General features: G+C 71.0%; 22 protein-coding genes. 15 read left to right on the forward strand and 7 right to left on the reverse strand.

The genetic code is table 11. From position 1 onward, the window contains the following. The 3 genes from VP06_RS15610 to VP06_RS15620 form a co-directional block, all read left to right on the forward strand. On the forward strand, positions 1-757 hold a 757-nt coding region (locus VP06_RS15610), incomplete at its 5' end, for a Hint domain-containing protein (protein WP_048464706.1). A 305-nt stretch (positions 758-1,062) separates the two neighbouring features. Then, positions 1,063-4,002 carry an FkbM family methyltransferase gene (locus VP06_RS34105; RefSeq protein WP_063928396.1) on the forward strand — a complete coding sequence of 980 codons (2,940 nt, stop codon included), beginning with the start codon at positions 1,063-1,065 and terminating at the stop codon, positions 4,000-4,002. Between the two features lie 598 nt (positions 4,003-4,600). Beyond that, positions 4,601-5,203 (forward strand): hypothetical protein, encoded by a 603-nt coding sequence (locus VP06_RS15620; RefSeq protein ID WP_048464707.1) that lies wholly within the window; start codon positions 4,601-4,603, stop codon positions 5,201-5,203. A gap of 315 nt (positions 5,204-5,518) precedes the next feature. On the opposite strand, the gene VP06_RS15625 is transcribed toward VP06_RS15620, so the two are convergent. The 3 genes from VP06_RS15625 to crtD form a co-directional block, all read right to left on the reverse strand. After that, positions 5,519-6,046 carry a phosphate-starvation-inducible PsiE family protein gene (locus VP06_RS15625; RefSeq protein ID WP_048464708.1) on the reverse strand — a complete coding sequence of 176 codons (528 nt, stop codon included), beginning with the start codon at positions 6,044-6,046 and terminating at the stop codon, positions 5,519-5,521. 93 nt (positions 6,047-6,139) lie between these two features. Beyond that, positions 6,140-6,994 (reverse strand): carotenoid 1,2-hydratase, encoded by an 855-nt coding sequence (locus tag VP06_RS15630; protein WP_048464709.1) that lies wholly within the window; start codon positions 6,992-6,994, stop codon positions 6,140-6,142. Beyond that, complete coding sequence (crtD, locus tag VP06_RS15635; protein WP_048464710.1) at positions 6,991-8,517, reverse strand: 1-hydroxycarotenoid 3,4-desaturase CrtD; 1,527 nt, start codon at positions 8,515-8,517, stop codon at positions 6,991-6,993. The genes VP06_RS15630 and crtD overlap by 4 nt, the downstream gene beginning before the upstream one ends. Positions 8,518-8,600: 83 nt before the next feature. Between crtD and VP06_RS15640 the strand changes: the two genes are divergently transcribed. The 12 genes from VP06_RS15640 (at position 8,601) to pufC (ending at position 19,856) form a co-directional block, all read left to right on the forward strand. Continuing rightward, positions 8,601-9,473, forward strand: a complete 873-nt coding sequence (locus VP06_RS15640; protein WP_048464711.1) for a polyprenyl synthetase family protein — start codon at positions 8,601-8,603, stop codon at positions 9,471-9,473. A 239-nt stretch (positions 9,474-9,712) separates the two neighbouring features. Continuing rightward, positions 9,713-10,876: a methyltransferase gene (locus VP06_RS15645; RefSeq protein ID WP_048464712.1), complete on the forward strand. Its 1,164-nt coding sequence runs from the start codon at positions 9,713-9,715 to the stop codon at positions 10,874-10,876. A 116-nt stretch (positions 10,877-10,992) separates the two neighbouring features. Beyond that, positions 10,993-11,928, forward strand: coding sequence for a chlorophyll synthesis pathway protein BchC (gene bchC, locus VP06_RS15650; protein WP_048464713.1), 936 nt, complete (start codon positions 10,993-10,995; stop codon positions 11,926-11,928). Beyond that, positions 11,925-12,923, forward strand: coding sequence for a chlorophyllide a reductase iron protein subunit X (locus VP06_RS15655; protein WP_048464714.1), 999 nt, complete (start codon positions 11,925-11,927; stop codon positions 12,921-12,923). Before bchC ends, VP06_RS15655 begins: the two co-directional genes overlap by 4 nt. A gap of 2 nt (positions 12,924-12,925) precedes the next feature. After that, positions 12,926-14,473 carry a chlorophyllide a reductase subunit Y gene (gene bchY / locus VP06_RS15660; protein WP_048464715.1) on the forward strand — a complete coding sequence of 516 codons (1,548 nt, stop codon included), beginning with the start codon at positions 12,926-12,928 and terminating at the stop codon, positions 14,471-14,473. After that, positions 14,473-15,945 carry a chlorophyllide a reductase subunit Z gene (gene bchZ, locus VP06_RS15665; protein ID WP_048464716.1) on the forward strand — a complete coding sequence of 491 codons (1,473 nt, stop codon included), beginning with the start codon at positions 14,473-14,475 and terminating at the stop codon, positions 15,943-15,945. Before bchY ends, bchZ begins: the two co-directional genes overlap by 1 nt. Positions 15,946-16,048: 103 nt before the next feature. Further along, positions 16,049-16,261, forward strand: coding sequence for a hypothetical protein (locus tag VP06_RS15670; RefSeq protein ID WP_048464717.1), 213 nt, complete (start codon positions 16,049-16,051; stop codon positions 16,259-16,261). A 149-nt stretch (positions 16,262-16,410) separates the two neighbouring features. Beyond that, on the forward strand, positions 16,411-16,641 hold the full coding sequence (gene pufB, locus VP06_RS15675; protein WP_048464718.1) for a light-harvesting antenna LH1, beta subunit: 231 nt from the start codon (positions 16,411-16,413) through the stop codon (positions 16,639-16,641). Positions 16,642-16,656: 15 nt separating this feature from the next. Further along, positions 16,657-16,836 carry a light-harvesting antenna LH1, alpha subunit gene (pufA, locus tag VP06_RS15680; RefSeq protein ID WP_048434403.1) on the forward strand — a complete coding sequence of 60 codons (180 nt, stop codon included), beginning with the start codon at positions 16,657-16,659 and terminating at the stop codon, positions 16,834-16,836. Between the two features lie 109 nt (positions 16,837-16,945). Continuing rightward, the gene (pufL, locus tag VP06_RS15685; protein ID WP_048464719.1) at positions 16,946-17,770 is read left to right on the forward strand and encodes a photosynthetic reaction center subunit L; all 825 of its coding nucleotides are present in this window, start codon (positions 16,946-16,948) and stop codon (positions 17,768-17,770) included. Positions 17,771-17,832: 62 nt separating this feature from the next. Continuing rightward, positions 17,833-18,813 carry a photosynthetic reaction center subunit M gene (pufM, locus tag VP06_RS15690; RefSeq protein ID WP_048464720.1) on the forward strand — a complete coding sequence of 327 codons (981 nt, stop codon included), beginning with the start codon at positions 17,833-17,835 and terminating at the stop codon, positions 18,811-18,813. Next, positions 18,810-19,856, forward strand: coding sequence for a photosynthetic reaction center cytochrome PufC (pufC, locus tag VP06_RS15695; RefSeq protein ID WP_048464721.1), 1,047 nt, complete (start codon positions 18,810-18,812; stop codon positions 19,854-19,856). The genes pufM and pufC overlap by 4 nt, the downstream gene beginning before the upstream one ends. 223 nt (positions 19,857-20,079) lie before the next feature. On the opposite strand, the gene VP06_RS15700 is transcribed toward pufC, so the two are convergent. The 4 genes from VP06_RS15700 to VP06_RS36410 all read right to left on the reverse strand — a co-directional run bounded on the left by VP06_RS15700 (position 20,080) and on the right by VP06_RS36410 (position 25,910). Next, positions 20,080-23,163, reverse strand: a complete 3,084-nt coding sequence (locus VP06_RS15700; RefSeq protein ID WP_048464722.1) for an efflux RND transporter permease subunit — start codon at positions 23,161-23,163, stop codon at positions 20,080-20,082. 73 nt (positions 23,164-23,236) lie between these two features. Beyond that, positions 23,237-24,322 (reverse strand): efflux RND transporter periplasmic adaptor subunit, encoded by a 1,086-nt coding sequence (locus VP06_RS15705; RefSeq protein ID WP_048464723.1) that lies wholly within the window; start codon positions 24,320-24,322, stop codon positions 23,237-23,239. Further along, positions 24,319-25,515, reverse strand: a complete 1,197-nt coding sequence (locus tag VP06_RS15710) for an efflux RND transporter periplasmic adaptor subunit (RefSeq protein WP_048464724.1) — start codon at positions 25,513-25,515, stop codon at positions 24,319-24,321. Before VP06_RS15710 ends, VP06_RS15705 begins: the two co-directional genes overlap by 4 nt. Before the next feature lie 188 nt (positions 25,516-25,703). Further along, complete coding sequence (locus VP06_RS36410) at positions 25,704-25,910, reverse strand: hypothetical protein (protein ID WP_156295630.1); 207 nt, start codon at positions 25,908-25,910, stop codon at positions 25,704-25,706. Positions 25,911-26,119: the final 209 nt, after the last annotated feature.

Genomic DNA, 26,119 nt, shown 5'->3' on the forward strand with positions numbered 1-26,119 from the left:
CGGCGCTTCCGGCTCCACGGGAGCGACCGGTCCTGCCGGCCCGACGGGGCCAACCGGTGCCGGTGCCACCGGCCCGACCGGTCCCGCGGGAGCGACCGGCCCGACCGGTCCGGAGGGACCGACTGGCCCCACCGGCGAGCCCGGTCCGGTCATCTGCTTCGCGCAAGGCACGAGGATCCTGACGCCGGAGGGAGAACGCCCGGTCGAGACCCTGCGGGCCGGCGACGCCGTCGTCACCGCCGCCGGGGAGACGGTCGCCATCTGCTGGGTCGGCCACCGTCGCCTCGACCTGCGGCGTCACCCGCGGCCCGAGCGCGCGCATCCGGTCCGCATCGCGGCACACGCCTTTGGTCCCGGCCGGCCGCACCGCGACCTCGTGGTCTCGCCCGGCCACGCGCTCTTCGTCGACGGTGTGCTGATCCCGGCCGGCTGCCTCGTGAACGGCACGTCGGTGGTGCAGCTCGCCTGGCCGGAGGTCGTCTACCATCATGTCGAGCTGGCGGTGCACGATGTTCTGCTCGCCGACGGGATGCCCGCCGAGAGCTACCTCGATTGCGGCAACCGCGGCACCTTCGAGTCCCACGACGGCCCCATCACCCTGCACCCGGACCTCGTCGCCGCGGCCCTGAACCTGGAACTGGCCTGCGCGCCGGTCGTGCTCCACGGCCCGGTCGTCGACCGCGTCAGGGCGCGGCTCGCCGCGCAGGCGGTCGCGGTCAAGCCCTCGGTCCTCGACCGGCTCCTGCGGCGCGCGTGAGCCGCGCCGACCTCCCGCGCCGAATCCGGCCTGCCGGCGCTCCTCGCGGCGCGCCGCGGGCCACTTCGGGGGCTCTGAGGGAAGGACGAGGCGGTGGCGCCCCCTCGGCCTTCGCGCGGAAGGCTGTCCGAGGCCGTGAGCGGCGCGAGGAGAGGGCGAGACCGGCGCCGGTGTTGTCCCCGGACAGCCGCCTGCGGGGAGTCCAGCCCGCCGTGCGGTGAATCCTCGACCCGCCCCGGCCTGATTCACCGGTCGCCCCGTCCCGACCCGCGGCCATCGCCCACGCGCCCTCTCCAGGATCCCGCATGACCCCGTCCGGCCAGACCCTCTGCCTCGCGATGATCGTCAGGAACGAGGCGGCGGTGATCCGCCGGTGCCTGAATTCGGTGCGGCCGCTGATCGACCACTGGATCGTCGTCGATACCGGCTCCACTGACGGGACTCAGGACCTGGTGCGGGCGGCGTTGGCCGGCCTGCCGGGGCAGCTTGTCGAGCGCCCTTGGGTGGACTTCGCCCATAACCGATCCGAAGCTCTGGCGCTGGCGCGCCCGCACGGCACTTACACGCTGATCATCGACGCCGACGACGAGCTGCTCCTGCCCCCGGACTACGTTCTGCCCGACCTCGCGGCGGATGCCTATGACGTCGGCATCTCGTTCGCCGGGCTCGCCTACCGGCGTACCCAGTTGGTGCGGAATGCCCTGTCATGGCGCTACCGAGGCGTGCTGCACGAATTCATCGACTGCCCGGAGGCGACCCACAGGGCCTCTCTCGACTTGGTCATGCGGTCCCATCCCGACGGCGCCCGCCGCCGCGACGGCGAGACCTATCGGCGCGACGCTGCGATCCTGGAGGCCGCCCTGGCGACGGAGACGGACCCGTTCCTCCTCTCCCGCTACACCTTCTACCTCGCCCAGAGCTACCGCGATTGCGGCGCTCGGGAGGAGGCGGTCGCCGCCTATTTGCGGCGGGCCGAGATGGGGTTCTGGCAGGAGGAGGCTTATCTCGCGCTGGTCAACGCCGCCCGGCTGATGGCGAGTCTCGGGCGGCCGCTGGACGACGTCCTGGCGGTCCACCGCCGGGCGATCGCGCTCTGCCCGCACCGGGCGGAGGCGCCTTACTCCGCCAGCCACGCCTGCCGCCTCGCCGAGCGCTACGAGGAGGGCTTGCGCTTCGCCGAAGCCGCCTTGAACCTGAGGCTGCCGGAGGACGCGCTGTTCGTCGAGACCTGGATCTACGAATACGGCCTGCGCGACGAATATGCCGTCAATGCCTATTGGGCCGGCCGCTACTGGCACTGCCTCGCCGCTTGCCTCGATCTCCTGGCCTGCCCGACTGCGCCGGCAGGCGAGCGCCGACGCTACGCCGTCAATGCGCGCTTTGCTCTCGAGAAGCTGCCGATCCCCCTCGAGGGCCGGAGCGGCGTCCTGTCCTTGACGCGCCCGGGAATCCGGCCGGCCGACCTGCCGGGCTACTGGTCAGGCGTCGCCCGCCCGGCGCCTTGGGCGCCGACGCGCGCTCAGGGCGGCACCGAGCTGATGCAGGAGGGCCTGACCCGGCGCCTGGGCGCGGCGCTTCCTCGCATCGACCTGTGCCTGAACGGCTACGACGAGACCCGGCGCGATGGGCGCCCGCTCGTGGTGTGGATCCACCACGCCACCGACCAGCCGGCCGTGGCCTGGCTGCGCGACACCGCCAAGGTGAGCCGCGTGGCGCGCTTCGTCTTCGTGTCGGAGTGGCAGCGGGCGCAGTTCTTGGCGACCTTCGGCCTGCCGCCCGAGCGCTGCACCGTGCTGCGCAACGCCACCGAGGTGCCGGAGCGGAACCGCGCGCCCGTCCGCCGCGCGCCCCTCAAGGTCGCCTATACCAGCACCCCCTATCGGGGCCTCGCCGTGCTGCTGGACGCCTGGGAACAGCTCGCGCCCGAGGGGGCCGAGCTGCATGTCTGGTCGTCGCACAAGCTCTACGGCCCGGGCGCCGACGACGCGCCTTATGCCGATCTCTATGCCCGCGCGGCGGCGCTGCCGAACGGGCACTATCACGGCCTCCTGCCCAATGCCGCTTTGCGCGCCGCGCTCGCCGACATCGACATCCTGGCCTATCCGAGCACCTTCGCGGAGACCTCCTGCCTCGCCGTCATCGAGGCGATGGCCGCCGGCTGCCGGGTCGTCTGCCCGAGCCACGGCGCGCTGCCGGAGACCACCGCAGGCTTCGCCCGCCTCTACCCCCATGTCGCCGATCCGGCCGCCCATGCCCGCGCCTTCGCCTCCGTGCTGGCCGAGGAACTGGCCGATCCATGGCAGGGCGACCCGGAACGGGCGGTGGCGCAGCAGGAGCATTGCCGGCAGGCTTACGATTGGCACGTGCGCGTGCCCGAGTGGCAGAGCCTCATCGACGGGCTGCTCGCTCCCGCGCCGAGCCCCCGCTTCATCCCGACCTTCCGGACGGTCGCGGCGCGGCACGGTACCTTCCTGGTCGTGGAGCAGGATTTCATAGGCCGGACGATCGCCGAGACCGGCGAGTGGGAGCCGCATCTCATCGACATCGCGCGCCTCGTCCTCGACGAGACCTCTCACGTCGTCGATCTCGGCGCCAATCTCGGCTACCATACGGTCCGGCTCGCCGGCCTCGTTCCGCGCGGATCGGTCCACGCCTTCGAGCCGCTCGGCCTCTGCTTCTCGCAGCTCCAGCACAATGTGCTGGCCAACCGCTGCGACCACGTCCGCACCTACAAGATGGCCGTCACCGACCGGTCCGGCGACACGGTCGAGATGGAGCCTCTGGAGGCGACCCTGACGGCCGCCGGCACCGTCAATCTCGGCCATACTGGCATCGGCCGCGGCGGCGACCTCGTCCTCACGGTCCGGCTCGACGACCTGCCCCTGCCGCCGATCGCCTTCATCAAGATGGACATCCAGGGTGCCGAGGCGCAGGCGCTCGCCGGCATGCAGAACCTCCTCGCCCGCGACCGCCCGGTGCTGTTCGTCGAGATCGAGGAGCAGCACCTGCGCCGGCACGGCTCCAGCTCCAAGGCGGTGATCGAGCACCTGCTCGGGCTCGGCTACAGTCTGCTGCGGATCCGCACCGACTGGCCGACCGACCATGTGGCGATTCCCAACGAACGGACCGATCTCCTCGCCCGCTGCCGTGGCCACCCGGTCTACACGACCGACTGGATTGCCGGCACGACCGTCACGCTGCATTTCGAGACGCCGTACTACTATGCGTCCGTGGTGGCGTCATGAGGGATAGGCGACCGGCCGTCGTTGACGACGACTGTGGGTTTCCGCGCCCGACGTATCGCCATGCACCTGACTCGCCATCGAGACTTCGAGACCGGTCAACGATCGCGTCGATCTCGGTCCTGCCCCGAGAGTGGATCGATGCGTCGGTATCCCAGGCCGTTGGTCTGACCGGGCGGATGTCTGTCGTGTGACGATGACCCGATCGCCGCGGCAGATCTGAAATCCACAATGTCATACCGACGGCCGAAGATGCTGACGCATCGATTCGATCTCGGGCAGGCCCGAGACCGACGCGGCCGTTGACTCCCTCTCGAAGTGTCGATGCCAAGCGCCGATGTCCGGGACCTCGGGCTTGGCGACAATGCGAGACCGGCACCAAAGGTCGTTTTCAACGACCGTTGGTATCATTCCGGGGTCGCGAAAGCGGACGCCGGAATCCAGGCGCACAAGATCGAAGCAACGAGGCGGAATCCCCGCCGCTCGATCCAGATTTGTCCGCGGTCCTGCCTTTCTGGATCCGCGATCGCGACCCCGGAACGATGCGGCCTGCGTCGAGAGTGTTGAGAAAAATTCTCAAGTCCACTGCGTGCCGGCAGCCATGGCGACATCCAAGGACTACGACGTCATCGCCCGTTCGGGCCTGTTCGACGTCAACCACTACCTGCTCGAATCGCCCGATGTCGTTGCCGACGGGGGCGATCCGCTGGAGCATTTCTGCCGGTTCGGTGCCCGAGAGGGCCGACGCCCGAACCTCTACTGCGATCCGGCCTGGTACGCGGCCCTGTATCTTGACGGGAATCCCGCCGGCGTGAACCCGCTCTGCCATTATATCCGGGTCGGCGAGCGGTCGGGCCTGCGGCCGATCTCCTACTTCGAGCCGTCCTGGTACATCCGCACCTACGGCCTGCGCCCCGGCACCTCGGCGTTAAGCCACTACCTCACGCATCGCCGCAGCCAGCGTTACGCCCCCAATGCGCTGTTCGACATCGCCCATTACCTCGATCGCTACGGCGCCGAGATCGGCCGCAACCGGGATGCCTTCGCGCATCTGCTCCGCCACGGCGGAAGGCGGGACCTCGACCCGTCGGCGAGCTTCGACGCGGCGGCCTATCGCGTGCGCCATGGCGTCTCGGCCCGGCCCGCCTCGGCCCTCGTCGCCGACCAGGAGGCGTGCAACCCGGTGGTCCACCGCTTGAAGTAGGACGCCGCCGACGAGCACGCCCGCCGCCTGAGCGCGGGACGGCCGTCCTGGTGGCGGCGAGTCCTGCGCGGCGCCTGATCGGGGACGCCGGCCATAGCGTGCGGCCGGCGTCCCACGCCGCGTTTCGTCAGTAGGGCTTCGGCTTCATCAGCGTGCCGCGGCTGGAGAGGAACGCCACCGCAATCCACGGGCAGACGAAGACCAGGAAGAACACCAAGCCCATCACGAGCCTCCTTTCAAGTGTGCCATGCTCAACCCCATCAATGCCGTTCGGCCGGCGGGGGTTGCACGCCGGACCGTGCGGTGAGCCGCGCCCTACTCGGACCCGGCCGGCTCGTCGGTGTCCCGGGCGCGGTGGAGCAGGAAGATCGACACCACCATCACCAGGATCAGCCCGGCCAGGACGCCGAGCTCGATCATCGAGGCGCGAAACAGTGCCTCCTTCTGGGCATTCCACTCGCTGGCATGCATCTGCTCGGCGGTCTGGAGCGTGAGGACGAGGACGCGCCGGATCGAGGCGATCAGCCCGACGATCAGGAACGGCTCGCAGGTCAGCCGGCCGGAGCGCATCGACACCCGCACCGTGTGCAGGATTTCGACCAGCATCAGCAGGAACAGCAGCCGGTCGACCACGTCGAGGAGCTGCGCGGCGGCGCCGACCGCGGTCACCGCCTTGAGGGTCATGCCGGCGGCATCCACCAGCGCCATCACCGCGGTGAGGGCCAGCAGCACGCCGAGGGCGGCGTAGATCGCGTGCTCGGTGTGCAGGAAGACGAAGGCGGAGAGCCGGGTGAGCCACCCGCCCTCGTTCTCGGCCTTCTCCAGTTTCGCGGTCTCCACCATGGCGTTCTCCCGGGGCTGGTGGACCGGCCGGCACGCGGCCTTGGATGCACGGTCTTCTTGGATGCGCGGTCTTGGATGCGCGCGCGCGTCGCCTCACCCGTGGGGGCGGGGCATGCGGAAGGGCAGCATGAACCGCACCAGCGGGTGGGTGAGCCGGTCGAGGTCGAGCGATTCGTGGACCGGCTGCACCGCCTCGCCGCAGATCCGGGCCGAGAGCAGCGAGCGCGAGTAGAACGGCGCGTCCTCGAAGCGCCGCAGCACCGCCGCCCGGCCGTCGTCGCTGCGGGTCGCCCGCTCCAGGCGCCAGAGCGTGCGCGGGAGCGCGGCCGGGACCGGCGGCGCGATCGGGCGCGGGGTGCCGTCCGGGTCGAAGCGCAGCGACAGGTCCTGGCGGCTGCCGTCGCGGCGCAGGACATCGTAGAGGATCGCCGAACCATGCGTCAGCGTCGCGCGCGACCAAGTCCAGCTCTTGAACGACGCCTCCAGCGGCACGTCGCCCTCGTTGGTGTCGAAATAGGCGTGGCCGCTCCAGCGCAACGACGGCCGGTCGAACGCCACCTCGACCCGCGAGGTGGGCGCGAGCGGCCACCAGCGGTGGTGCCCCTCGGCGTCGAGGGTGAAGGGAGCGGGCGTGATCCCGCCGGGCCGGACCCGGATCGTGCCGGTCAGCCGTGCGGGCAGGGGGGTCGTCACCTCGTCCACCCGGATCGTCAGGGTGGTGCCGTCCCAGTCGAGCGAACTCGGGCCGATGGCGAGCGAGGTGGCGGTCCGGCTGACGTGGCGCCGGCTGCGCTCGGTCATCGCCCAGGCTTTGGGCCGGCCGTACAGCACCACGTTGACGGCCGAGTGGTTGATCGGGTCGCCGCGCCCGCTCCAGGCGTAGTAGGGCGAGAAGACGCTGCCCAGGAACGCGATGACGGTCAGGCCGTGCTGCCCGTCGTCGCTCACCGCATCGACGTACCACCAGGCGTAGCCGCCCGGCGCGACGGGGAAGTCGAAGCGAGGTCCTCCAGCACGCTCGCTGCCGCGAGCCGGCCCGATTGCGCCGCCATCGGCACGCCCGGGCCCGGATGGACGCTGCCCCCCGCCAGGTAGAGGCCCGGCAGCCGGGTGCGGGCCCCCGGCCGGCGGAACGACGCCATCCAGCCATGCGAGGCCCGGCCGTAGAGCGCCCCGCCCGTCGCCGGAAACAGCGTCCCGAACTCCACCGGCCCCGTGACCGTCCGCGCCGTCTCGGCGATCGTCAGGCCGCAGGCGGAGAGCCGCCGGCTCATCGTGTCGTGGCATCGGGCGATCTCCTCAGGCGGCAGGGCGGCGCCCCGCGCGGGGGCGTTGACGAGGCAGAGCAGGGCTTCCGGCGTGTCGGACGGCATCCCGTCATCGTCGCGGTCCTGCGCGCAGACATAGACCGTGGGGTCGCGCGGCAGGCGGCCGTGGCGGGTCAGGTCGGCGAACTCGGCGGCGTAATCGGGCGAGAAGAACACGTTGTGGCGCACGAGGTCGAACCCTGCGGGCCGGCCCGCCACCGCGAAGGTCACGGCCGAGAGCGAGCGCTCCGCCATCGGCACCGGATCGACCGCCCGTTGGGCGCCCGGTCCGAACAGCCCGTCGGCCAGCGCCGCCACGTCGGCATTCGCCACCACTCGGGTTGCCGGCAGCCGCTCGCCGGTCTCGAGCCTCACGCCGGCGACGCGCCCGCCCTCGGCGACGATGTCCGTCGCGCGCACGCCGTAGCGCAGGATGGCCCCGCGCTCCGCGGCGAGGGCGGCGACCGCGGCGGCGAGCCGGGACAGCCCGCCCGCGACGGTCCAGACGCCCTCCATCTCGACATGGGCGACCAGCATCAGGGTCGCCGGGGCGGCGAAGGGCGACGAGCCGCAATAGGTGGCGTAGCGCCCGAAGAGCTGGCGCAGGCGCGGATCGTGAAAATACTCAGCCAGCGCCGACCACATTGTGGTGAAGGGCTGGATGCGCAGCAAGCCGCCGAGGCCCCGGGGACCGGCCCGGACCGCGAGGTCGACCGGGCCCGGCCGCTGGCCGCGGATGAACGGGTCTTCGAGGGTGCGGTAGATCTCGGCGGCCCGGGCGCGGAAGCGCCGGAACCCCTCCGCCTCGCGCGGTCCCGCGAAATCGGCGATGGCCACCTCGGAGCGTTCGGGATCGGCGAAGAGGTCGAGCCGTTCGGTCGCGCTCCAGGCATGGCGGGCGAGGATCGCCGTGGGGCTGAGGGCGACGCGGGTGCCGAAATCGGCGCCGCATTCCGAAAAGATCTCCTCGAAGACCCAGCGCATGGTGAAGACCGTCGGGCCGGCCTCCACCTCCAGCGGCCCGGCCGCGACCCGGCGCATCTTGCCGCCGGGACGGGCCGCTGTCTCGACCAGCGTCACCGGCAGGCCGGCAGCGGCGAGCTTCAGCGCGGCGACCAGCCCGCCGATTCCCGCCCCGATCACCACCGCCCGTTCGTGCGCCACGCCGTTGATCTCCCGCTCCGATAGTGTCAATCTAAATTGACAGTTTGAGATGTTCAAACGAAATGACAGCGAGGGAGCGGCGCATGGATGACGGTCGGCGCATCGAGCGAGCCCTGGACGTGGCCGTGGCCTATGCGGAGGCGCCCGGCGCGCCGCCGCTCCTCGCGGAGGCGATCCGCTACGCGGTCTTTCCGGGCGGGCACCGCATCCGCCCGCGGCTCTGCCTTGCCGTCGCCCGCGCCTGCGGCGACGACGATCCGGCCGCCGCCGACGCCGCCGCCGCGGCGATCGAGCTTCTGCACTGCGCCTCGCTGGTCCATGACGACCTGCCCTGCTTCGACGATGCGGCGGAGCGCCGGCGCAAGCCGACGGTGCATGTCGCCTTTGGCGAGCCCCTGGCGGTCCTCACCGGCGATGCCCTGATCGTGCTCGCCTTCGAGACCCTGGCCCGCGGTGCGGCCCGCACGCCGACGCGCCTGGCGGCCCTGGTCGGGCTGGTGGCCCGCGCGGTGGGCTCGCCGGCCGGCATCGTGGCGGGTCAGGCGTGGGAATCCGAGCCGCAGGTCGGGCTCTCGGTCTACCAGCAGGCGAAGACCGGCGCGCTCTTTGCCGCCTCGACCGTGACGGGGGCCGCCGCCGCCGGGGCCGAGCCGATGGGCTGGCGCCTGCTCGGCGAATATCTCGGCGAGGCTTACCAGGTCGCCGACGACTTGCGCGACGTCGCCTGCCGCCAGGAGGAGATCGGCAAGCCGGTGGGGCGCGACGTGACCCTCGGACGGCCCAACGCGGCGGCGCTGCTCGGCATGGACGGGGCGTTGCGCCGCCTCTCCGACCTCGCCCACGAGGCGATGGCGGTGATCCCGGACTGCCCCGGCGTCGCGGCGCTGCGGGAGGAGATCCTGGCCCAGACCCGGCTGTTCCTGCCGGCGCGGCTGGCGCAGAGCCTGGTGGCTTGAGCGATGAGGACCGGGGTGGCTTGCGCGCGAGGCGGGGCGCCGCGCGTCCGAACCCTCCCCCCTCGGCGGGGGAGGGTGGCGAATGGAATGAGCGCAGCGGGACGAAGTCCCGCCGAGAGGGGCGGCGCGACGTTGCAGAATGGAACGCCCTTCAGAGCGGCTCCGCCTTACCCTGAAGCGTGGTTCCCCTCTCCCGCCCCGCTCCGCGGGGCACCCTCCCCCGCAGAGGGGGGAGGGTCATGACACCCGTCCCGCACGCCCTTCCGGCGACCCCGGTCGTCCCGCCGTCGCGCTCCGGATGGCACGCGCGCTACCTCGCCTGGCGCCACCGCCTGATCGCCAGCCCGCGCTTCCAGCGTTTCGCCGCCGCCTTCCCGCCGACCCGTCGAATCGCCCGCCGCAACGCCCGCGCCCTGTTCGATCTCTGCGCCGGCTTCGTCTACGCCCAGGTGCTGGCGGCCTGCCTGCGCCTCGACCTGTTCCGGATCCTCGCCGACGGCCCGATGACGCCGGCGGACCTGGCCCGGCGCCTCGACCTGCCGCCGGACCGGGCCCTCTGCCTCCTGCGCGCCGCCGCCTCCCTGGGCCTGCTGACGCTCCTGCGCGACGGGCGATTCGCCCTCGGCGATCTCGGCGCCGCGCTCCTCGGCAACCCCTCCGTCGCCGCGATGGTCGCCCACCACGCCATGCTCTACGACGACCTGCGCGATCCCGTCGCGCTCCTGCGCGGCACGAACGGGCCGACCCGGCTCTCGGGATACTGGGCCTATGCGGGGACGAACGACCCGGCCGGAATCGACGCGGCGGCGGTCGAATCCTACAGCGCCCTGATGGGCGCCTCGCAGGCGCTTGTCGCCCGCGACATCCTCGATGCCTATCCGCTTCGCCCTCACGCCCATCTCCTCGATGTCGGCGGCGGCGAGGGCGCCTTCGCGGTCGAGGCGGCGCGCAGCAGCCCGTCCTTGCGCGTCACGCTGTTCGACCTGCCGCCGGTGGCGGCCCGCGCCGAACGCCGCTTCGCCGCGGAGGGGCTGGCGGAGCGCGCCCAAGCCCGCGGTGGCAGCTTCCACGACGGGCTGCCGCACGGGGCCGACGCAGTGTCCCTGGTGCGCGTGGTGCACGACCACGACGATGGGCCGGCCCTCGCCCTCCTGAAGGCCGCCCGCGCGGCCCTGCCCCCCGGCGGCACGCTGCTTCTCGCCGAGCCGATGGCCGGCACGCCCGGCGCCGAGCCGATCGGTGACGCCTATTTCGGGCTCTACCTCCTCGCCATGGGCAGCGGCCGGCCCCGCAGGGCGGCCGAACTCGCCGCGATGCTCGCGGAGGCGGGCTTCGCGCGGGTGCGCGAGTGCCGGACCCGGCGCCCGATGCTGGTCCGCCTGCTCGTCGCGACGGCCCCCTGAGGCGGGCTTCTCGCATCAAAAGTGTAAAGCAAACTTGACGCAGATCATTGTCCAACTAAGATGACATCTGCCGCTTCGAGCGGCACATGTCCGCGAACAGGGGAGGGTCGTACCGCATGCACGCGCAGGCCGTGATCCTCGACCGTCCCGAACGGCTCGGCCTTGCCGACCTCGCTCTCGACGCACCCGGCCCCGCCGACGCGACCGTGGCGGTCGCCTGGAGCGGCATCAGCACCGGCACCGAGCGCCTGCTCTGGTCGGGGCGGATGCCGGACTTCCCCGGCATGGGCTACCCGCTGGTCCCCGGCTACGAATCCGTCGGTGTCGTCGTCGAGGCGGGCCCCGATTCCGGCCGTCGCGTCGGCGAGACGGTGTTCGTGCCGGGCGCCCGCTGCTTCGGGCCGGTCCGCGGGCTGTTCGGCGGCGCGGCCTCGCACCTTGTCTCTGCCGGCAGCCGGCTGCGGCCGATCCCCGAGTCTCTCGGCGAGCGCGGCATCCTGCTGGCGCTTGCCGCCACCGCCCGTCACGCGCTCGCAGGGAGCGAGGGCCAGGGGCGTCAGCTCGTCGTCGGGCACGGGGTGCTGGGCCGGCTCCTCGTCCGGCTGATGCGGGTCTCCGGCCTCGACCCGGTGGTGTGGGAGCGCGATCCCGCCCGCCGCGGCACGCAGCAAGCCTACCCGGTGATCGATCCGGCTCAGGACGACACCGCTTACGCCCGCATCATCGATGCGAGCGGCGATGCCGGCCTCCTCGACACGCTGATCGCCCGGCTCCAGCCCGGCGGCGAGGTGGTGCTGGCGGGCTTCTACGAGGCGCCGCTCTCCTTCGCCTTCCCGGCGGCATTCTTGCGCGAGGCGCGGATCCGCGTCGCGGCGCAGTGGCAGCCCCACGACCTCGACGCGGTGGCGGCCATGGCCGGCAGCGGCGCCCTGTCCCTCGACCAGCTCGTCACCCACCGCCGCCCGGCCGCAGAGGCGCCTGACGCCTACCGCACCGCCTTCGGCGATCCCGACTGCCTCAAGATGATCCTCGATTGGAGAGCCCAGCCATGAACGCTTCGCTGACCGGCGCCGCCCTCCAGGCTTCGATCCTGCGGGCCGAAGCCGCGATCCCGCCGGACCCGGTGCCCACCACCGCGACCCGCGAGACGCAGATCATCGCCATCTATGGCAAGGGCGGCATCGGCAAGAGCTTCACGCTCGCCAACCTGTCCTACATGCTGGCGCAGCAGGGCAAGCGGGTGCTGCTGATCGGCTGCGACCCGAAGAGCGACACGACCTCGCTGCTCTTCGGCGGCCGGGCCTGCCCGACGATCATCGAGACCTCGACCCGGCGCAAGCTCGCCGGCGAATCGGTCGAGATCGGCGACGTCTGCTTCAAGCGCGACGGCGTCTTCGCCATGGAACTCGGCGGGCCGGAGGTCGGCCGCGGCTGCGGCGGACGCGGCATCATTCACGGCTTCGAGCTGCTCGAAAAGCTCGGCTTCCACGAATGGGGCTTCGACTACGTCCTGCTCGACTTTTTGGGTGATGTGGTCTGCGGCGGCTTCGGCCTGCCGATCGCCCGCGACATGTGCCAGAAGGTCATCGTCGTCGGCTCGAACGACCTGCAATCGCTCTACGTCGCCAACAATGTCTGCTCGGCGGTGGAGTATTTCCGCAAGCTCGGCGGCAATGTCGGCGTCGGCGGCCTCGTCATCAACAAGGATGACGGCACCGGCGAGGCGCAAGCCTTCGCGGAAGCGGCCGGCATCCCGATCCTCGCCTCGATCCCGGCCGACGACGATATCCGCAAGAAGAGCGCGAATTACGAGATCATCGGCCGGCCGGATGGGCGCTGGGGCCCGCTCTTCGCCGAACTCGCCGACAATATCGGCACCGCCCTGCCGCACCGGCCGACGCCGCTCAGCCAAGACCAGCTCCTCGGCCTGTTCAAGGGCGAGGCGGTCGGGCGCGGTGTGGTGCTCGATCCGGCAAGCGACGCCGACATGCGCGGCCGGCCGGTCGAGCGGAAGCCCTCCCTCGAAGTCGTCTACGAGGCGGTCTGACCATGGGCGCCTCCCTCGATCTCGCGGCGCTCCGCGCCCGAACACCCGTCGACACCCCGGTCAACCTGGCGGCGACGCGCCAGGACGGGCTCGGCTGCCATTCCGGCAAGGAGACGATGCGCCAAGCGGCCCAGGCCGCCGGCATGGGCGAGACGCTGGACGCCCTGAAGCGCGACTATCCGGTCGGCCCGCACGACCAGCCGCAGAGCATGTGCCCGGCCTTCGGCTCGCTGCGGGTGGGTTTGCGGATGCGCCGCACCGCCACGATCCTGTCCGGCTCGGCCTGCTGCGTCTACGGCCTCACCTTCACCTCGCATTTCTACGGCGCGCGGCGGACCGTCGGCTACGTGCCGTTCAATTCCGAGACCCTGGTCACCGGCAAGCTGTTCGAGGACATCCGCGACGCGGTCCACGCCACCGCCGATCCGGCCCTCCACGACGCGGTCGTGGTCATCAACCTCTGCGTCCCGACCGCCTCCGGCGTGCCGCTGCGGCTGCTGCCGCGGGAGATCGACGGGGTGCGGATCATCGGGATTGACGTTCCGGGCTTCGGCGTCCCCACCCATGCCGAGGCCAAGGACGTGCTCGCCGGCGCGATGCTGAAGGTCGCGCGGGCGGAAGCGGAGCAGGGCCCCGTCGCGGCGCCGCGCCAAGGCACAACCCACCAGGGCCGCGACGGGCGCCCGACCGTCGCGCTCCTCGGCGAGATGTTCCCAGCCGATCCGATGCAGATCGGGGCGCTCCTCGAACCGCTCGGCCTCGCGGCGGGCCCGGTCGTGCCGACGCGGGAATGGCGCGAGCTTTACGCGGCGCTGGATTGTACGGCGGTGGCGGCGATCCACCCGTTCTACACCGCCTCCTTGCGCGAGTTCGAGGCGGCGGGCCGCCCGGCGGTCGCCTCAGGCCCGGTCGGCCATGACGGCACCGCCGTCTGGCTCGACGCGATCGGCGAGACCTGCGGCGTCGCGCCCGCGATGGTCGCGGCGGCCAAGAACCGGTTCCTGCCGGCGATCCGGGCTGCGCTCTCCGCCAACCCGATCCGCGGCCGGATCACGCTGACCGGCTACGAGGGCTCGGAGCTGCTGGTGGCCCGCCTGCTGGTCGAGAGCGGCGCCGAGGTTCCTTACGTCGGCACCGCCTGCCCGCGCACCAAGCATGCGGAAGCCGACCGCGACTGGCTCGAAGCCCATGGCTGCCGGGTGCAGTTCCGCGCCTCCCTGGAGCAGGACCTCGCCGCGGTCGAGGAATTCGGGCCCGACCTCGCCATCGGCACGACGCCGGTGGTGCAGAAGGCCAAGGAGCGGGCGATTCCCGCCCTCTACTTCACCAACCTGATCTCGGCCCGCCCGCTGATGGGCGTCGCCGGGGCCGGCTCGCTCGCCCAGGTGATCAACGGCGCGATGGGACAGCGCGAGCGGTTCGACGCGATGCGGTCGTTCTTCGCCGGCGTCGGCACGGGTCATGCCTCCGGCATCTGGGAGGACGTGCCGAAGAAGCGCGCGGCGGTGAAGCGCGCCGCACCCGAGAAGCCGGTCGGGGAGATGGCCTGATGCTCGTCCTCGATCACGACCGCGCCGGCGGCTATTGGGGCGCCGTCTACGTCTTCACGGCGGTGAAGGGCCTGCAAGTGGTTATCGACGGCCCGGTGGGCTGCGAGAACCTGCCGGTGACCTCGGTGCTGCACTACACCGACGCGCTGCCGCCGCACGAATTGCCGATCGTCGTCACCGGCCTCGCCGAAGAGGAACTCGGCCGCCACGGCACCGAGGGCGCGATGCGCCGCGCCCACGCGACGCTCGATCCGAAGGAGCCGAGCGTCGTCGTCACCGGCTCGATCGCCGAGATGATCGGTGGCGGCGTCACGCCGGAGGGCACCAACCTCCAGCGCTTCCTGCCCCGCACCATCGACGAGGACCAGTGGCAATCCGCCGACCGGGCCCTGTCCTGGCTCTGGGCCGAGTACGGCGCCAAGAAAGCCGCCAAGAAGGGCGTGATCCCGCCGCGGCCGGAGCGGGCGGAAGGCGTCAAGCCGCGGGTCAACCTGATCGGCCCGGCCTACGGCACCTTCAACATGCCCTCCGACCTCGCCGAGATCCGGCGCCTCGTCGAGGGCATCGGCGCCGAGGTGAACCTGGTCTTCCCGCTCGGCACCCACCTGTCCGACATCCCGCGCCTCGTCGAGGCCGACGCCAATATCTGCCTCTACCGCGAATTCGGGCGGCTGCTCTGCGAAGCCCTCGACCGGCCCTATCTCCAGGCGCCGATCGGCGTGCACAGCACCACCAAGTTCCTGCGCGCGCTCGGCGAGATTCTGGGGCTCGATCCCGAGCCGTTCATCGAGCGGGAGAAGCACACGACGCTGAAGCCCCTGTGGGACCTCTGGCGCTCGGTGACGCAGGACTTCTTCGCCTCGGCGAGCTTCGGCGTGGTGGCGACCGACACCTATGCCCGCGGCCTGCGCCACTTCCTCGAGGACGAGATGGGCCTGCCCTGCCGGTTCGCGTTTTCGCGAAAAGCCGGCGCCAAGCCCGACAACGCGGCCGTCCGGCAGGCGATCCGCGAGACGCCGCCGCTGGTCCTGTTCGGCTCCTACAACGAGCGCCTCTACCTCGCCGAGAGCGGCGGCCGGGCGATGTTCATCCCGGCCTCGTTCCCCGGTGCCGTGGTGCGGCGGCACACCGGCACGCCGTTCATGGGCTACTCGGGCGCGACCTACCTGGTGCAGGAAGTCTGCAACGCGCTGTTCGACGCGCTCTTCCACATCCTGCCGCTGTCCCGCGACATGGACGCCGTCGAGGCGACGCCGGCCCGGGCGCCGAATTCCGCTCACTCGGCGCTGCCCTGGGACGACGAGGCCCGCCAGCGCCTCGACGCCTCGGTGGAGGCGAGCCCGGTCCTGGTGCGGATCTCCTTCGCCAAGCGCCTGCGCGACGCCGCCGAGCGCGAAGCGGCCCGCGCGGGGGCCGACAGCGTCACCGGCGCTTTCGTCGAGCGCGCCCGCGTCGCGCTCGCGGCGGCCTGACGGCTGCGCCTTTTCCGGCGCGGCATCCGCCGCGCCGGCCACCAACACGCCTCGCGGAATCCCGCGGGCAGGGAGGAGAGCCGAGATCATGAGAGCCGGAACCATGTCCCGTTCGTTCGTCACGGTGTCCCGGTCCCGTTCGGAGGCGGTCCAGTTCCGGGCCATCCTGGCGGCGACCTACCCGGTCTTCGTCGTCGCCGCCTTGCTCCAGCGCCTGCGGCCGGGGCCCGCCGCCCCGATCGGGCCCCGGCGCTCGGTCTTCGGCGAGGCGCGGGCGATGGCGCTCTCGGCGATCCCCTTCGCCTTCATGGGGTGAGGCCGCCGGGCCGGCTCGCCCGGTCCGAGGTCTCCTGTCGGGTCCGAGTTTCCGCCCCCATCCTGGGCGGCGGAGAGACCGCCCGTCCGTCACGGCCGGGCAAAGCCGCGCGGGAGCCCCCGCGCGGATCCGCATCCGGAGGTTCGGCAATGGCCAACGGCATGGACAAACCCAGCGTACTGTCAGGACTCACCGAAGAGGAGGCGAAGGAGTTCCACGGAATCTTCGTCACCAGCTTCATCATCTTCACGGCGATCGCGGTCGTCGCGCACTTCCTCGTCTGGCTGTGGCGGCCCTGGCTGCCCGGGCCGAACGGCTATTCCGCGCTGGAGAGCGGCGTGAAGGTCGCCGCCACCAGCATCCTGCCCTTCATCTCGTAGGCAAGGACGTCCGCCATGCATAAGGTCTGGCTTCTCTTCGATCCGCGCCGCACGCTGGTGGCCCTCGCCACCTTCCTGTTCGTGCTCGCGATCCTGATCCACTTCATCCTGCTCAGCACCAACCGGTTCAACTGGCTGGAAGGCCCGGCGGTGAAGAAGGCGGAGATCCCCCACAGCCTCGTCCTGCCGACCTGATCGGCCGGCGGACCGGGCGCCCCTCGTGACGGGCGCCCTCGCACCGCGGGCGGGGATGACACCCCACCCGCGGCCACCACGCTTTTCGCGGACGGGGAGGGCCGCGCCAATGGCCATGCTGAACTTCGAGCGCAAATACCGGGTCCGCGGAGGCACTTTGCTCGGCGGCGACCTGTTCGATTTCTGGGTCGGGCCGTTCTATGTCGGCTTCTTCGGGGTCACGGGCCTGTTCTTCACCCTGCTCGGCACCGGACTGATCGTCTGGGGCGCGGCGATCGGCCCGACCTGGAACGTCTGGCAGATCAACATTGCACCGCCCGACCTGTCATACGGCCTGGCCCTGGCTCCCTTACGCGAGGGCGGCCTGTGGCAGATCATCACCTTCTGCGCTGTCGGGTCCTTCGGGTCCTGGGCCCTGCGCGAGGTCGAGATCTGCCGCAAGCTCGGCATCGGCTACCACGTCCCGTTCGCCTTCTCGGTCGCGATCTTCGCCTACGTGACCCTGGTGGTGATCCGACCGATGCTGATGGGCGCCTGGGGCCACGGCTTCCCCTACGGGATCCTGAGCCACCTCGATTGGGTGTCGAACGTTGGATATCAGTATCTCCACTTCCACTACAACCCGGCGCATATGCTCGGCGTGACGTTCTTCTTCACGACGACCTTCGCGCTGTCGCTGCACGGCTCGCTGATCCTGTCCTCGGTCAATCCCGGAAAGGGCGAGGTGGTCAAGACCCCCGAGCACGAGGACACCTACTTCCGCGACACGATCGGCTACTCGATCGGCACGCTCGGCATCCATCGGCTGGGCCTGTTCCTCGCCCTCTCGGCCGGGTTCTGGAGCGCCGTCTGCATCGTCATCAGCGGCCCGTTCTGGACCCGCGGCTGGCCCGAATGGTGGGGCTGGTGGCTGAGCCTGCCGATCTGGCGCTGAGTTCCGGCTCCGGTTTCCTGCCGCGTTCGTAAGACACCACCCTTCAGAAGGCATCCGCCACCATGGGGTATTATCAGAACATCTACACGCAGGTTCAGGTCCATCCGCTCCACCCGGAGGCCGGGGTCGAGATTCCGGAGATCGAGAACCGCACCGGCCAGGGCGGCTTCAGCTACCTCGCCGGCCTCATCGGCAATGCCCAGATCGGGCCGATCTATCTCGGCACCCTCGGCACCCTGTCGCTGGCGAGCGGCTTCATCGCCTTCGAGATCATCGGCCTCAACATGTGGGCGTCGGTGAACTGGGATCCGGTGCAGTTCATCCGCCAGTTGCCCTGGCTCGCCCTCGAGCCGCCCCGACCGGAATACGGGCTCAAGATCCTGCCGCCGCTGGCGGAGGGCGGCTGGTGGCTGCTGGCCGGCTTCTTCCTCACCGCCTCGATCCTACTGTGGTGGGTGCGGCTCTTCCGCCGCGCGCAGGCGCTGGGCCTCGGCTACCACGTGCCCTGGGCCTTCGCCTCGGCGATCTGGCTCTACCTGGTGCTCGGGTTCATCCGGCCGATCCTGATGGGGAGCTGGAGCGAGGCGGTGCCGTTCGGGATCTTCCCGCATCTCGACTGGACCGCGGCGTTCTCGCTGCGCTACGGCAACCTGTTCTACAACCCGTTCCACATGCTCTCGATCGTCTTCCTGTACGGGTCGACGATGCTGTTCGCCATGCACGGCGCCACCATCCTGGCGGTGAGCCGCTACGGCGGCGAGCGTGAGATCGAGCAGATCGTCGATCGCGGGACCGCGACCGAGCGCGCCGCCCTGTTCTGGCGCTGGACCATGGGCTTCAACGCCACGATGGAATCGGTCCACCGCTGGCTGTGGTGGTTCGCCTTCCTCACCACGCTCACCGGCGGCATCGGCATCCTGCTCACCGGCACCGTGGTCGACAACTGGTACCTCTGGGCGGTCAAGCACGGCGTCGCCCCGCACTACCCGCAGATCTACGGCCCGGTGGTGGATCCGCTGGCCAACCCGGGAGGCACGCCATGAAGCTCGCGCTCCAAATCCTCGGCGTCGTGGCGGCGGTGCTGCTGACCGGCGCGATGTTCGGCACCGCGGGCTGGACGAGGCCCCCGGTCCGCTCCGAGCAGACGGGCTTCCGCGGCACCGGCATGGTGCAGGTGCAGAATCCCCGCGCCCTGGCGGTGAAGCTCGACGAGAACGCCGCGCCGGCGCCGCAGGACCCTGCCCCGCCCGGCGGCGATCCGGCGACGCAGACCTACCAGAACGTCAAGGTGCTGACCGACCTCTCGACCGACCAGTTCAACCGCCTGATGGTTTCGATCACCGAGTGGGTGGCGCCCGAGCAGGGCTGCGCCTATTGCCACAACGTCGAGAACATGGCCGACGACAGCGTCTACGCGAAGACGGTGGCGCGCTCGATGCTCCGGATGGTCCGGCACATCAACGCCGACTGGAAGAACCACGTCGGTCAGACCGGCGTCACCTGCTACACCTGCCACCGCGGCAACCCGGTTCCGAAAGGGGTCTGGCACGACAATCCCGGGCCCCCCCACGCGCAAGGCTTCGCCGCCCGGGACGGCGGCCAGAACCACCCGGCGCCCGAGGCCGGCCTGACCTCGCTGAACTATGACCCCTACAAGGATCTGCTCGGCGACAAGGACACCGACCAGAACGCGATCCGGGTCGCGGCAAAGACGGCCCTGCCCACCAGCCCGTCGAAGCCGCTCCAGACCACCGAGAAGACCTATGCCCTGATGATCCACATGTCGGAAGGGTTGGGCGTCAATTGCACCTACTGCCACAACAGCCGCGCCTTCTCGTCCTGGGAGGAGAGCACCCCGAAGCGCGTCACCGCCTGGCACGGCATCCGGATGGTGCGCGACATCAACGGCACCTACATCACGCCGCTGACCCCGGTCCTGCCCGAGGCCCGGCTCGGGCCGGAGGGCGACCCGCCGAAGGCCAACTGCACCACCTGCCATCAGGGCCTGGCCAAGCCCCTCAACGGTGCCCAGATGCTCAAGGACTATCCCGAACTCGCCGGAGGGCCGATGCCGGCGGCCAAGTGAGAGCGGCCAAGTGAGAGCGGCCAAAGTAAGGGCTGCTTCCCGGGATCGCCATCTGATTGCCATCTGACAAGGCCCCGGTTCCGCCAGGAACCGGGGCCTTGTCCGCATCAAGGCAGACGGAAAATCGGTGGCACCGCCGGTTCACGCCCGCTTCCCCTCACGCTCGGCCCGAGGCGTGGGGCGCCGACATCGCCGTCGGCGCGGGGGCCGGCCGGTCGATGTCCTATCGGGTGGCGGTGGCGTGTCCGTGGTCGACTGGGGGTCGGGTCGCCGTCTGCGGCCGGATCCGGTACCAGCCGACATAGAGCGCCGGCAGGAAGAACAGGGTCAGGAAGGTCGCCGCGATGATGCCGCCGATCATCGCGTAGGCCATCGGTCCCCAGAAGACCTCGCGGGCGATCGGCACCATGCCGAGGCTCGCGGCCGCCGCCGTGAGCAGGATCGGGCGCATGCGGTGGCAGGTCGCCTCCACCACGGCGTCCCACGGGGTCATGCCCTCCGCCTCGAACTCGTCGATCTGGGTCACCAGGATCACGGCGTTGCGGATGATGATGCCGATCAGCGCCAGGATGCCGAGGATCGCCACGAAGCCCATCGGCGCGCCTGACGGCAGCAGCGCCGCGACGACCCCGATCAGGCCGAGGGGCGCCACGCTCGAGACGAGGAAGAGCTTCTGGAGGCTCTGGAGCTGAACCATCAGGAAGAAGGCCATCACCAGCAGCATCACCGGCACCACCGCGGCGATCGGACCCTGGCCCTTGGCCGCCTCCTCCACGGCGCCGCCGGTCGCGACGTCGTAGCCGTCCGGCAGCTCGGAGCGGAACTGGCTCAAGGCGGGCGCGAGGGCGTCGACCACCGTCGGCGGCTGGGTCGCGTCCGTGATCGCGGCGCGGACCGTGATCGTCGGCATCCGGTCCCGGCGCCAGACGATCGGCTGCTCCAGGTCGTAGTGGATCTTGGCGAAGGCGAGCAGCGGCACCGTCGCGCCGCCGGCGGTCGGGACCTGGAGGCTCTGGAGCGTGTCGACGGAACGCCGTTCCGGCCCCTGCGCCCGGCCGACCACGTCGACAAGGTAGATCGCGTCGCGGACCTGGGTGATCGTGGTGCCGCCGACCACGCCGTTGAGGATGCCGGCGATGTCCTGCGAGGTCACGCCGAGCTGGCGCGCCTTGTCCTGGAGGATCTCGACCCGCAGCACCTTGCCGGGCTCGTTCCAGTCGAAGGTCGGCAGGCCGATATGCGGGTTCTGCGCGATCAGGTTGGCGAGCTTGAGGGCTTGCGCCCGCACCACCTGGAGGTCGGGGCCGCTGACCCGGTACTGGATCGGCCGGCCGACCGGGGGGCCGAGATCGAGGGGATGGAGGAAGACGTCGGTGCCGACGAAGTCGCGCCGGGCGAGCGCGTTGAGCCGTGCCATGGTGCGGTCGCGGGCCTCCAGCGACACGGTCTCGATCACGATCTGGCCGAAGAAGGCGTTGGAGAGCTGCTGGTCGAGGGGCAGGTAGAAGCGGATCGCGCCCTGGCCGACATAGGAACTCCAGCGCTTGATCTCCGGATCGCCCTTCAGGGATTCCTCGAACCGGTCCATCTGCGCCTTGGTCTCACTGATGCTGGCATTCTGCGGCAGCGTCAGGTCGACCAGCACCTCGGGCCGGTCGGAGGCCGGGAAGAATTGCTGCTGCACGTGGCCCATGCCGACGATCGCGGCACCGAGCATCCCGATGCAGACCGCCACGGTGATCCAGCGGAAGCGCATCGCCGGCAGCAGCAGGGCCCGGAAGGCGTTGAGCAGGCGGCTCGGCTTCTCGTGGTGGCCCTTCATGGTCTTCGGCAGGATCTTCATGCCGATGAGCGGCGCGAACAACACCGCCACCACCCAGGAGACGAGGAGCGAGGCCGCGATCACCACGAACAGCGAGTAGGTGTATTCACCCGCCGCCGAGCCGTTGAAGCCGATCGGCAGGAAGCCCGCGACGGTGACGAGGGTGCCGGTCAGCATCGGGAAGGCGGTGGAGGTGTAGGCGAAGGTCGCGGCCTTGTGCAGGCTGTCGCCGGCTTCCAGCCGCGCCACCATCATCTCGACGGTGATCATCGCGTCGTCGACGAGGAGGCCGAGCGCGATGATGAGCGCGCCGAGCGAGATGCGTTGCAGCGTGACCCCCATGATCTCCATGATGACGAACACGATGGCGAGCACCAGCGGGATCGAGAACGAGACGACGAGGCCGGCCCGCATCCCGAGGCTCAGGAACGAGACCACGAGCACGATCACCACCGCCTCGACGAGGGCCTTGGTGAAGCCGCCGACCGCCTCCTCGACGATGCGCGGCTGGTCCGAGACGAGATGGATGCCGACGCCGACGGGGAGCTCGGCCTCGACCTGGCGCATCCGGGACTTCAAGGCCGCGCCGAATTCGAGCAGGTTGCCGCTCTGCTGCATGGCGATGGCGAGCCCGATCGCCGGCTTGCCGTTGTAGCGGAAGAGCGCTTCGGGCGGATCGATGGTGCCGCGCTCGATCTCGGCCACGTCGGAGAGGCGGAAGAACCGGTCGTTGACCCGCAGGTTGATGGCCTTCAGGCTGTTCTCGTCGGTGAACTGGCCGCCGACCCGCACCGAGACCCGCTCCGGCCCGGCCTGGATCACGCCCGAGGGCGCCACCGCGTTCTGGGCCTGCAAGGTCTTGATCAGCGATTGCGAGTCGACGCCGAGGCCGGCGAGCTTGCGGGTCGAGAAGCCGAGATAGATCACCTCGTTCTGGGCACCGATGATCTGGGTCTTGCCAATGCTCGGCACCTTGATGATCCGGGTCCGCACCGTCTCGACGTAGTCGCGCAGCTGGCGCATCGAGAGCCCGTCGGCCGTGAAGGCGTAGACGTTGCCGTAGACGTCGCCGAACTCGTCGTTGAAGAACGGCCCCTGCATTCCCTGCGGGAAGTTGCCCTTGATGTCGCCGAGGCGCTTGCGGACCTGGTAGAACAGCCAGGGGATCGTCTGCGGCGGGGTGGTGTCGCGCAGGTTCACGAACACCGTCGCCTGGCCGGGCGTGGTGTAGCTGCGGGTGTAGTCCACCGCGCCGATCTGTTGCAGCTCCTTCTCGATCCGGTCGGTGACCTGGTCGAGGGTGTCGGCGATGGTGGCCCCGGGCCACACCGCCTGCACCACCATGGTCTTGATGGCGAAGGCCGGGTCTTCCTCGCGGCCGAGCTTGCGGTAGGACATCGCCCCGGCGACGATCGCCACCGCCATCAGGAACCAGACGAAGGAGCGGTGCGACAGCGCCCATTCGGAGAGATTGAACGACTTCATCGGGCGCGACCTCGCGCTGAAAGGGGTTTGGGAGACGGGCCGTCCGGCCGCGCGCGACAGAATCGGGGAGCGGTCAGAGGCCGGAGGCGACGAGGCGCACCGGCTGCCCGTCCTTCAGGCTGTGGACGCCCGCCACCACCACGGTCTCGCCGGCCTTGAGGCCGTCGCTCAGGGTCACCGCGTCGTCGTCGGGGTCGACGGTGGCGTCCCGCGGGACGACCGCGACCTCGCGGCGGGAGACCGACTTGCCGTCCGGTGCGACCACCCAGACGCTGGTGCGGGTGTCCTCCCGCAGCAGGGCGGTGGCCGGCAGGCTGATGCGCGGCGGGGTGGCGCGCGCCAGCGCCACCGTGATGGTGGTCCCGAGGCGGAACGCCTCCGGGGGGGCGACGAGGGTCATCCGCACCCGGCGCGTCCGGGTCGCCGGGTCGGCGAGGGGGCCGATCTCGCGCACCAGGCCCTTGACGGTGATGGTCGGGGCGGCCTGGAGCGTCACGGTGAACGCGGTGCCGGCCGTGATGCCGGCCATCAGCCCGTCCGGGATGTCGACCACCGCCTCGCGGATGTCGGGCCGGGCGAGCGTCACCACGGCCTGGCCGGCGCTCACCACCTGGCCGATCTCGGCGCTCCAGGCGGTCACCACCCCGTCGACATCGGCCTTCAGGGTGGCGTAGCCCAGCTCGTCGGTCGCCTTCTGGAGGGCGGCCTTCGCCTGGGCCAGGCGCGCCGTGGCGGTGTCGCGGGTGGCCACCGCCGCGTCGAGGGCGGCCTGGGTGACGTTGCCGCCCTCGAACAGGGTGCGCTGGCGCCCCTCGACGGCGCTGGCATTGGCAAGCTGCGCCTCGGCGTCGGTGACGTCCGCCCGGGCCCGGGTGACGGCGAATTGCAGCACGGTGGGATCGAGGGCGGCGAGCCGCGCCCCCTTGGGCACCAGGTCGCCGACATAGACGTCGCGGGCGACCATCCGGCCCGGGACCCGGAACCCGGCTTGCGTCTGGTAGCGCGGCTCGACCGTGCCGGCGAACGGCCCGAAGGTCTCGGCGGTGCGGACCTCGACCTTGGTGGTGAGGACCGGCCGCACCGGCGGCGGCGCCTCGACCTTTTCCGCCTGGCAGGCGGCCAGAAACACGAGAACGGCGAGGGCGGGGACGTGCTTCACTTCGCGTCCTCCCCGACCACCGCGACCTTCTGGCCCGGGCGCAGGAGCTGGATCCCGGCGGTGACCACCCGCTCGCCCGGCGCGATGCCGTCCGAGAGCACGATGGCCGAGCCGGCATAGCGGTCGATGGTGACGGTCTTCGGCGCGACGGTGCCGCTGCCCGGATCGAGCACCCAGACCGCCGGCCGGTCCTGCCAGCGGAACAGCGCGCTCCAGGGCAGGCTGATCGCCTGCCGGGACCGGAAGCGGCCGAGGCCCGCCACCGTGGCGCCCAGCGACATCTCGGGCGGTACCGCCGACAGGCCGATCTTGACCCGCACGCCGCCCGAGGACGGATCGACCGCCGGGGAGATCTCCCGGACCGTGCCGGTGACGCGCACCCGCGGGTCGGACAGGAGGATGACGTCGATGGTCCTGCCCTCCGGCGGTTCGGCGAGCAGCGTCTCGGAGACGATGAACACCGCGTCCCGCGGGCCGTCCTGGGCCAGGGTGAAGACGGTCTGGCCCGACTGCACCACCTGGCCGGCCTCCGCGTTGCGCGCCGTGATGATGCCGGGGACGCCGGTCTTCAGCTCGGTATAGGAGAACTGCTCGCGGGCATTGCCGAGGGCGGCCCTGGCCGATTCCACCGAAGCCTGGGTGGTGCGCAGGGTCTGCTCGGCCTGGTCGTAGGCGGTGCGGGTGGTGTAGCCGCCGCGCATCAGCGATTGCTGGCGCTCGAAGCTCACCCGCGCCTGGGTCAGCAGGGCCTCGGCCGAGGCGAGGGCGGCCTGCGCGGTGTCGACGTTGACCTGCTGCTCCTGCGGCTCGAGTCGGGCCAGCACCTGGTCGGCGGTGACGTGCTCGCCCACCTCGACCAGGCGCTCCTGGATCTTGCCGCTGACCCGGAAGGCGATGTTGCTCAGGAACTTGGCCTGGATGTCGCCGGTCAGGGCGACCTGGGCCGAGACCGGAGCCAGCGCCGCCGTGACCACGCGGACCTGGGCCAGCAGGCCGGCCTGCGGCGCCGCTTGCGTCGCGGCGCTCTTGGCGTCGGTCTTGGCGTCGGCCTTGGTATCGGTCTTGGTATCGGTCTTGGCGGTGAGGACGGGCGCGTCGGCGCAGGCCGGGCCCGCAACGAGCAGCGCGGCCAGAATGGCCGAGCGGTGGACGGCCGAGCGGCCGGCGCCCCGGAGGATCGGGCTGGGTCTCATGATCGTCGCGCGTACCGGTTCGGCGTGGGGCGGAAAGCTGTCGGGAGAAGCGTGAAGGAGCGGCCGCGAGGGGGCGGATGCGGCCGCTCCTTCCAGATGTGGCGGGCTCCCCGCAAGGGAAGCGCCGCCGCATCTGTGGGGGAGGCCCCGGCGATGGGCCGGGGCGAAGGCAAAACGGCGAGGACGGCTCAAGACGAGCGCATCGGCGCCGGCTCGGCCGCGCAGGGCGTGGCGAGCGGATCGAGGCGGGTCAAGGCCAGCAAGCCGGCCCAGCCGGCAAGGGCCAGCAAGCCGGCCGAGCCGGCAAGGGCCAGCAGGCCGGCCCAGCCGGCAAGGGCGACAAGCGCCAGGGTGAGGGCCGGGACCGCGCCGCGCCGGGGGAGCAGCCGATGCATGCGGGGGACCGCGGGAGCGTGGGGGCCGTTGGCCAACCGGGTGAACCCGGGCCGGGTCGGCGGGGTTGGACGGGACCGGCGGATCCGGGACGGGCACACCACCGTGCGAGCCATGGCGCGCTCCTTGAAGGCGACGCCCGTCTCGTACTAATAACTGACCAGGCAGTCAATAAGGGTGCGAGATGGCAGTGGCGGGGGGGGGGCGGGGG

Source organism: Methylobacterium aquaticum, from assembly GCF_001043915.1.
Classification (GTDB): domain Bacteria; phylum Pseudomonadota; class Alphaproteobacteria; order Rhizobiales; family Beijerinckiaceae; genus Methylobacterium; species Methylobacterium aquaticum.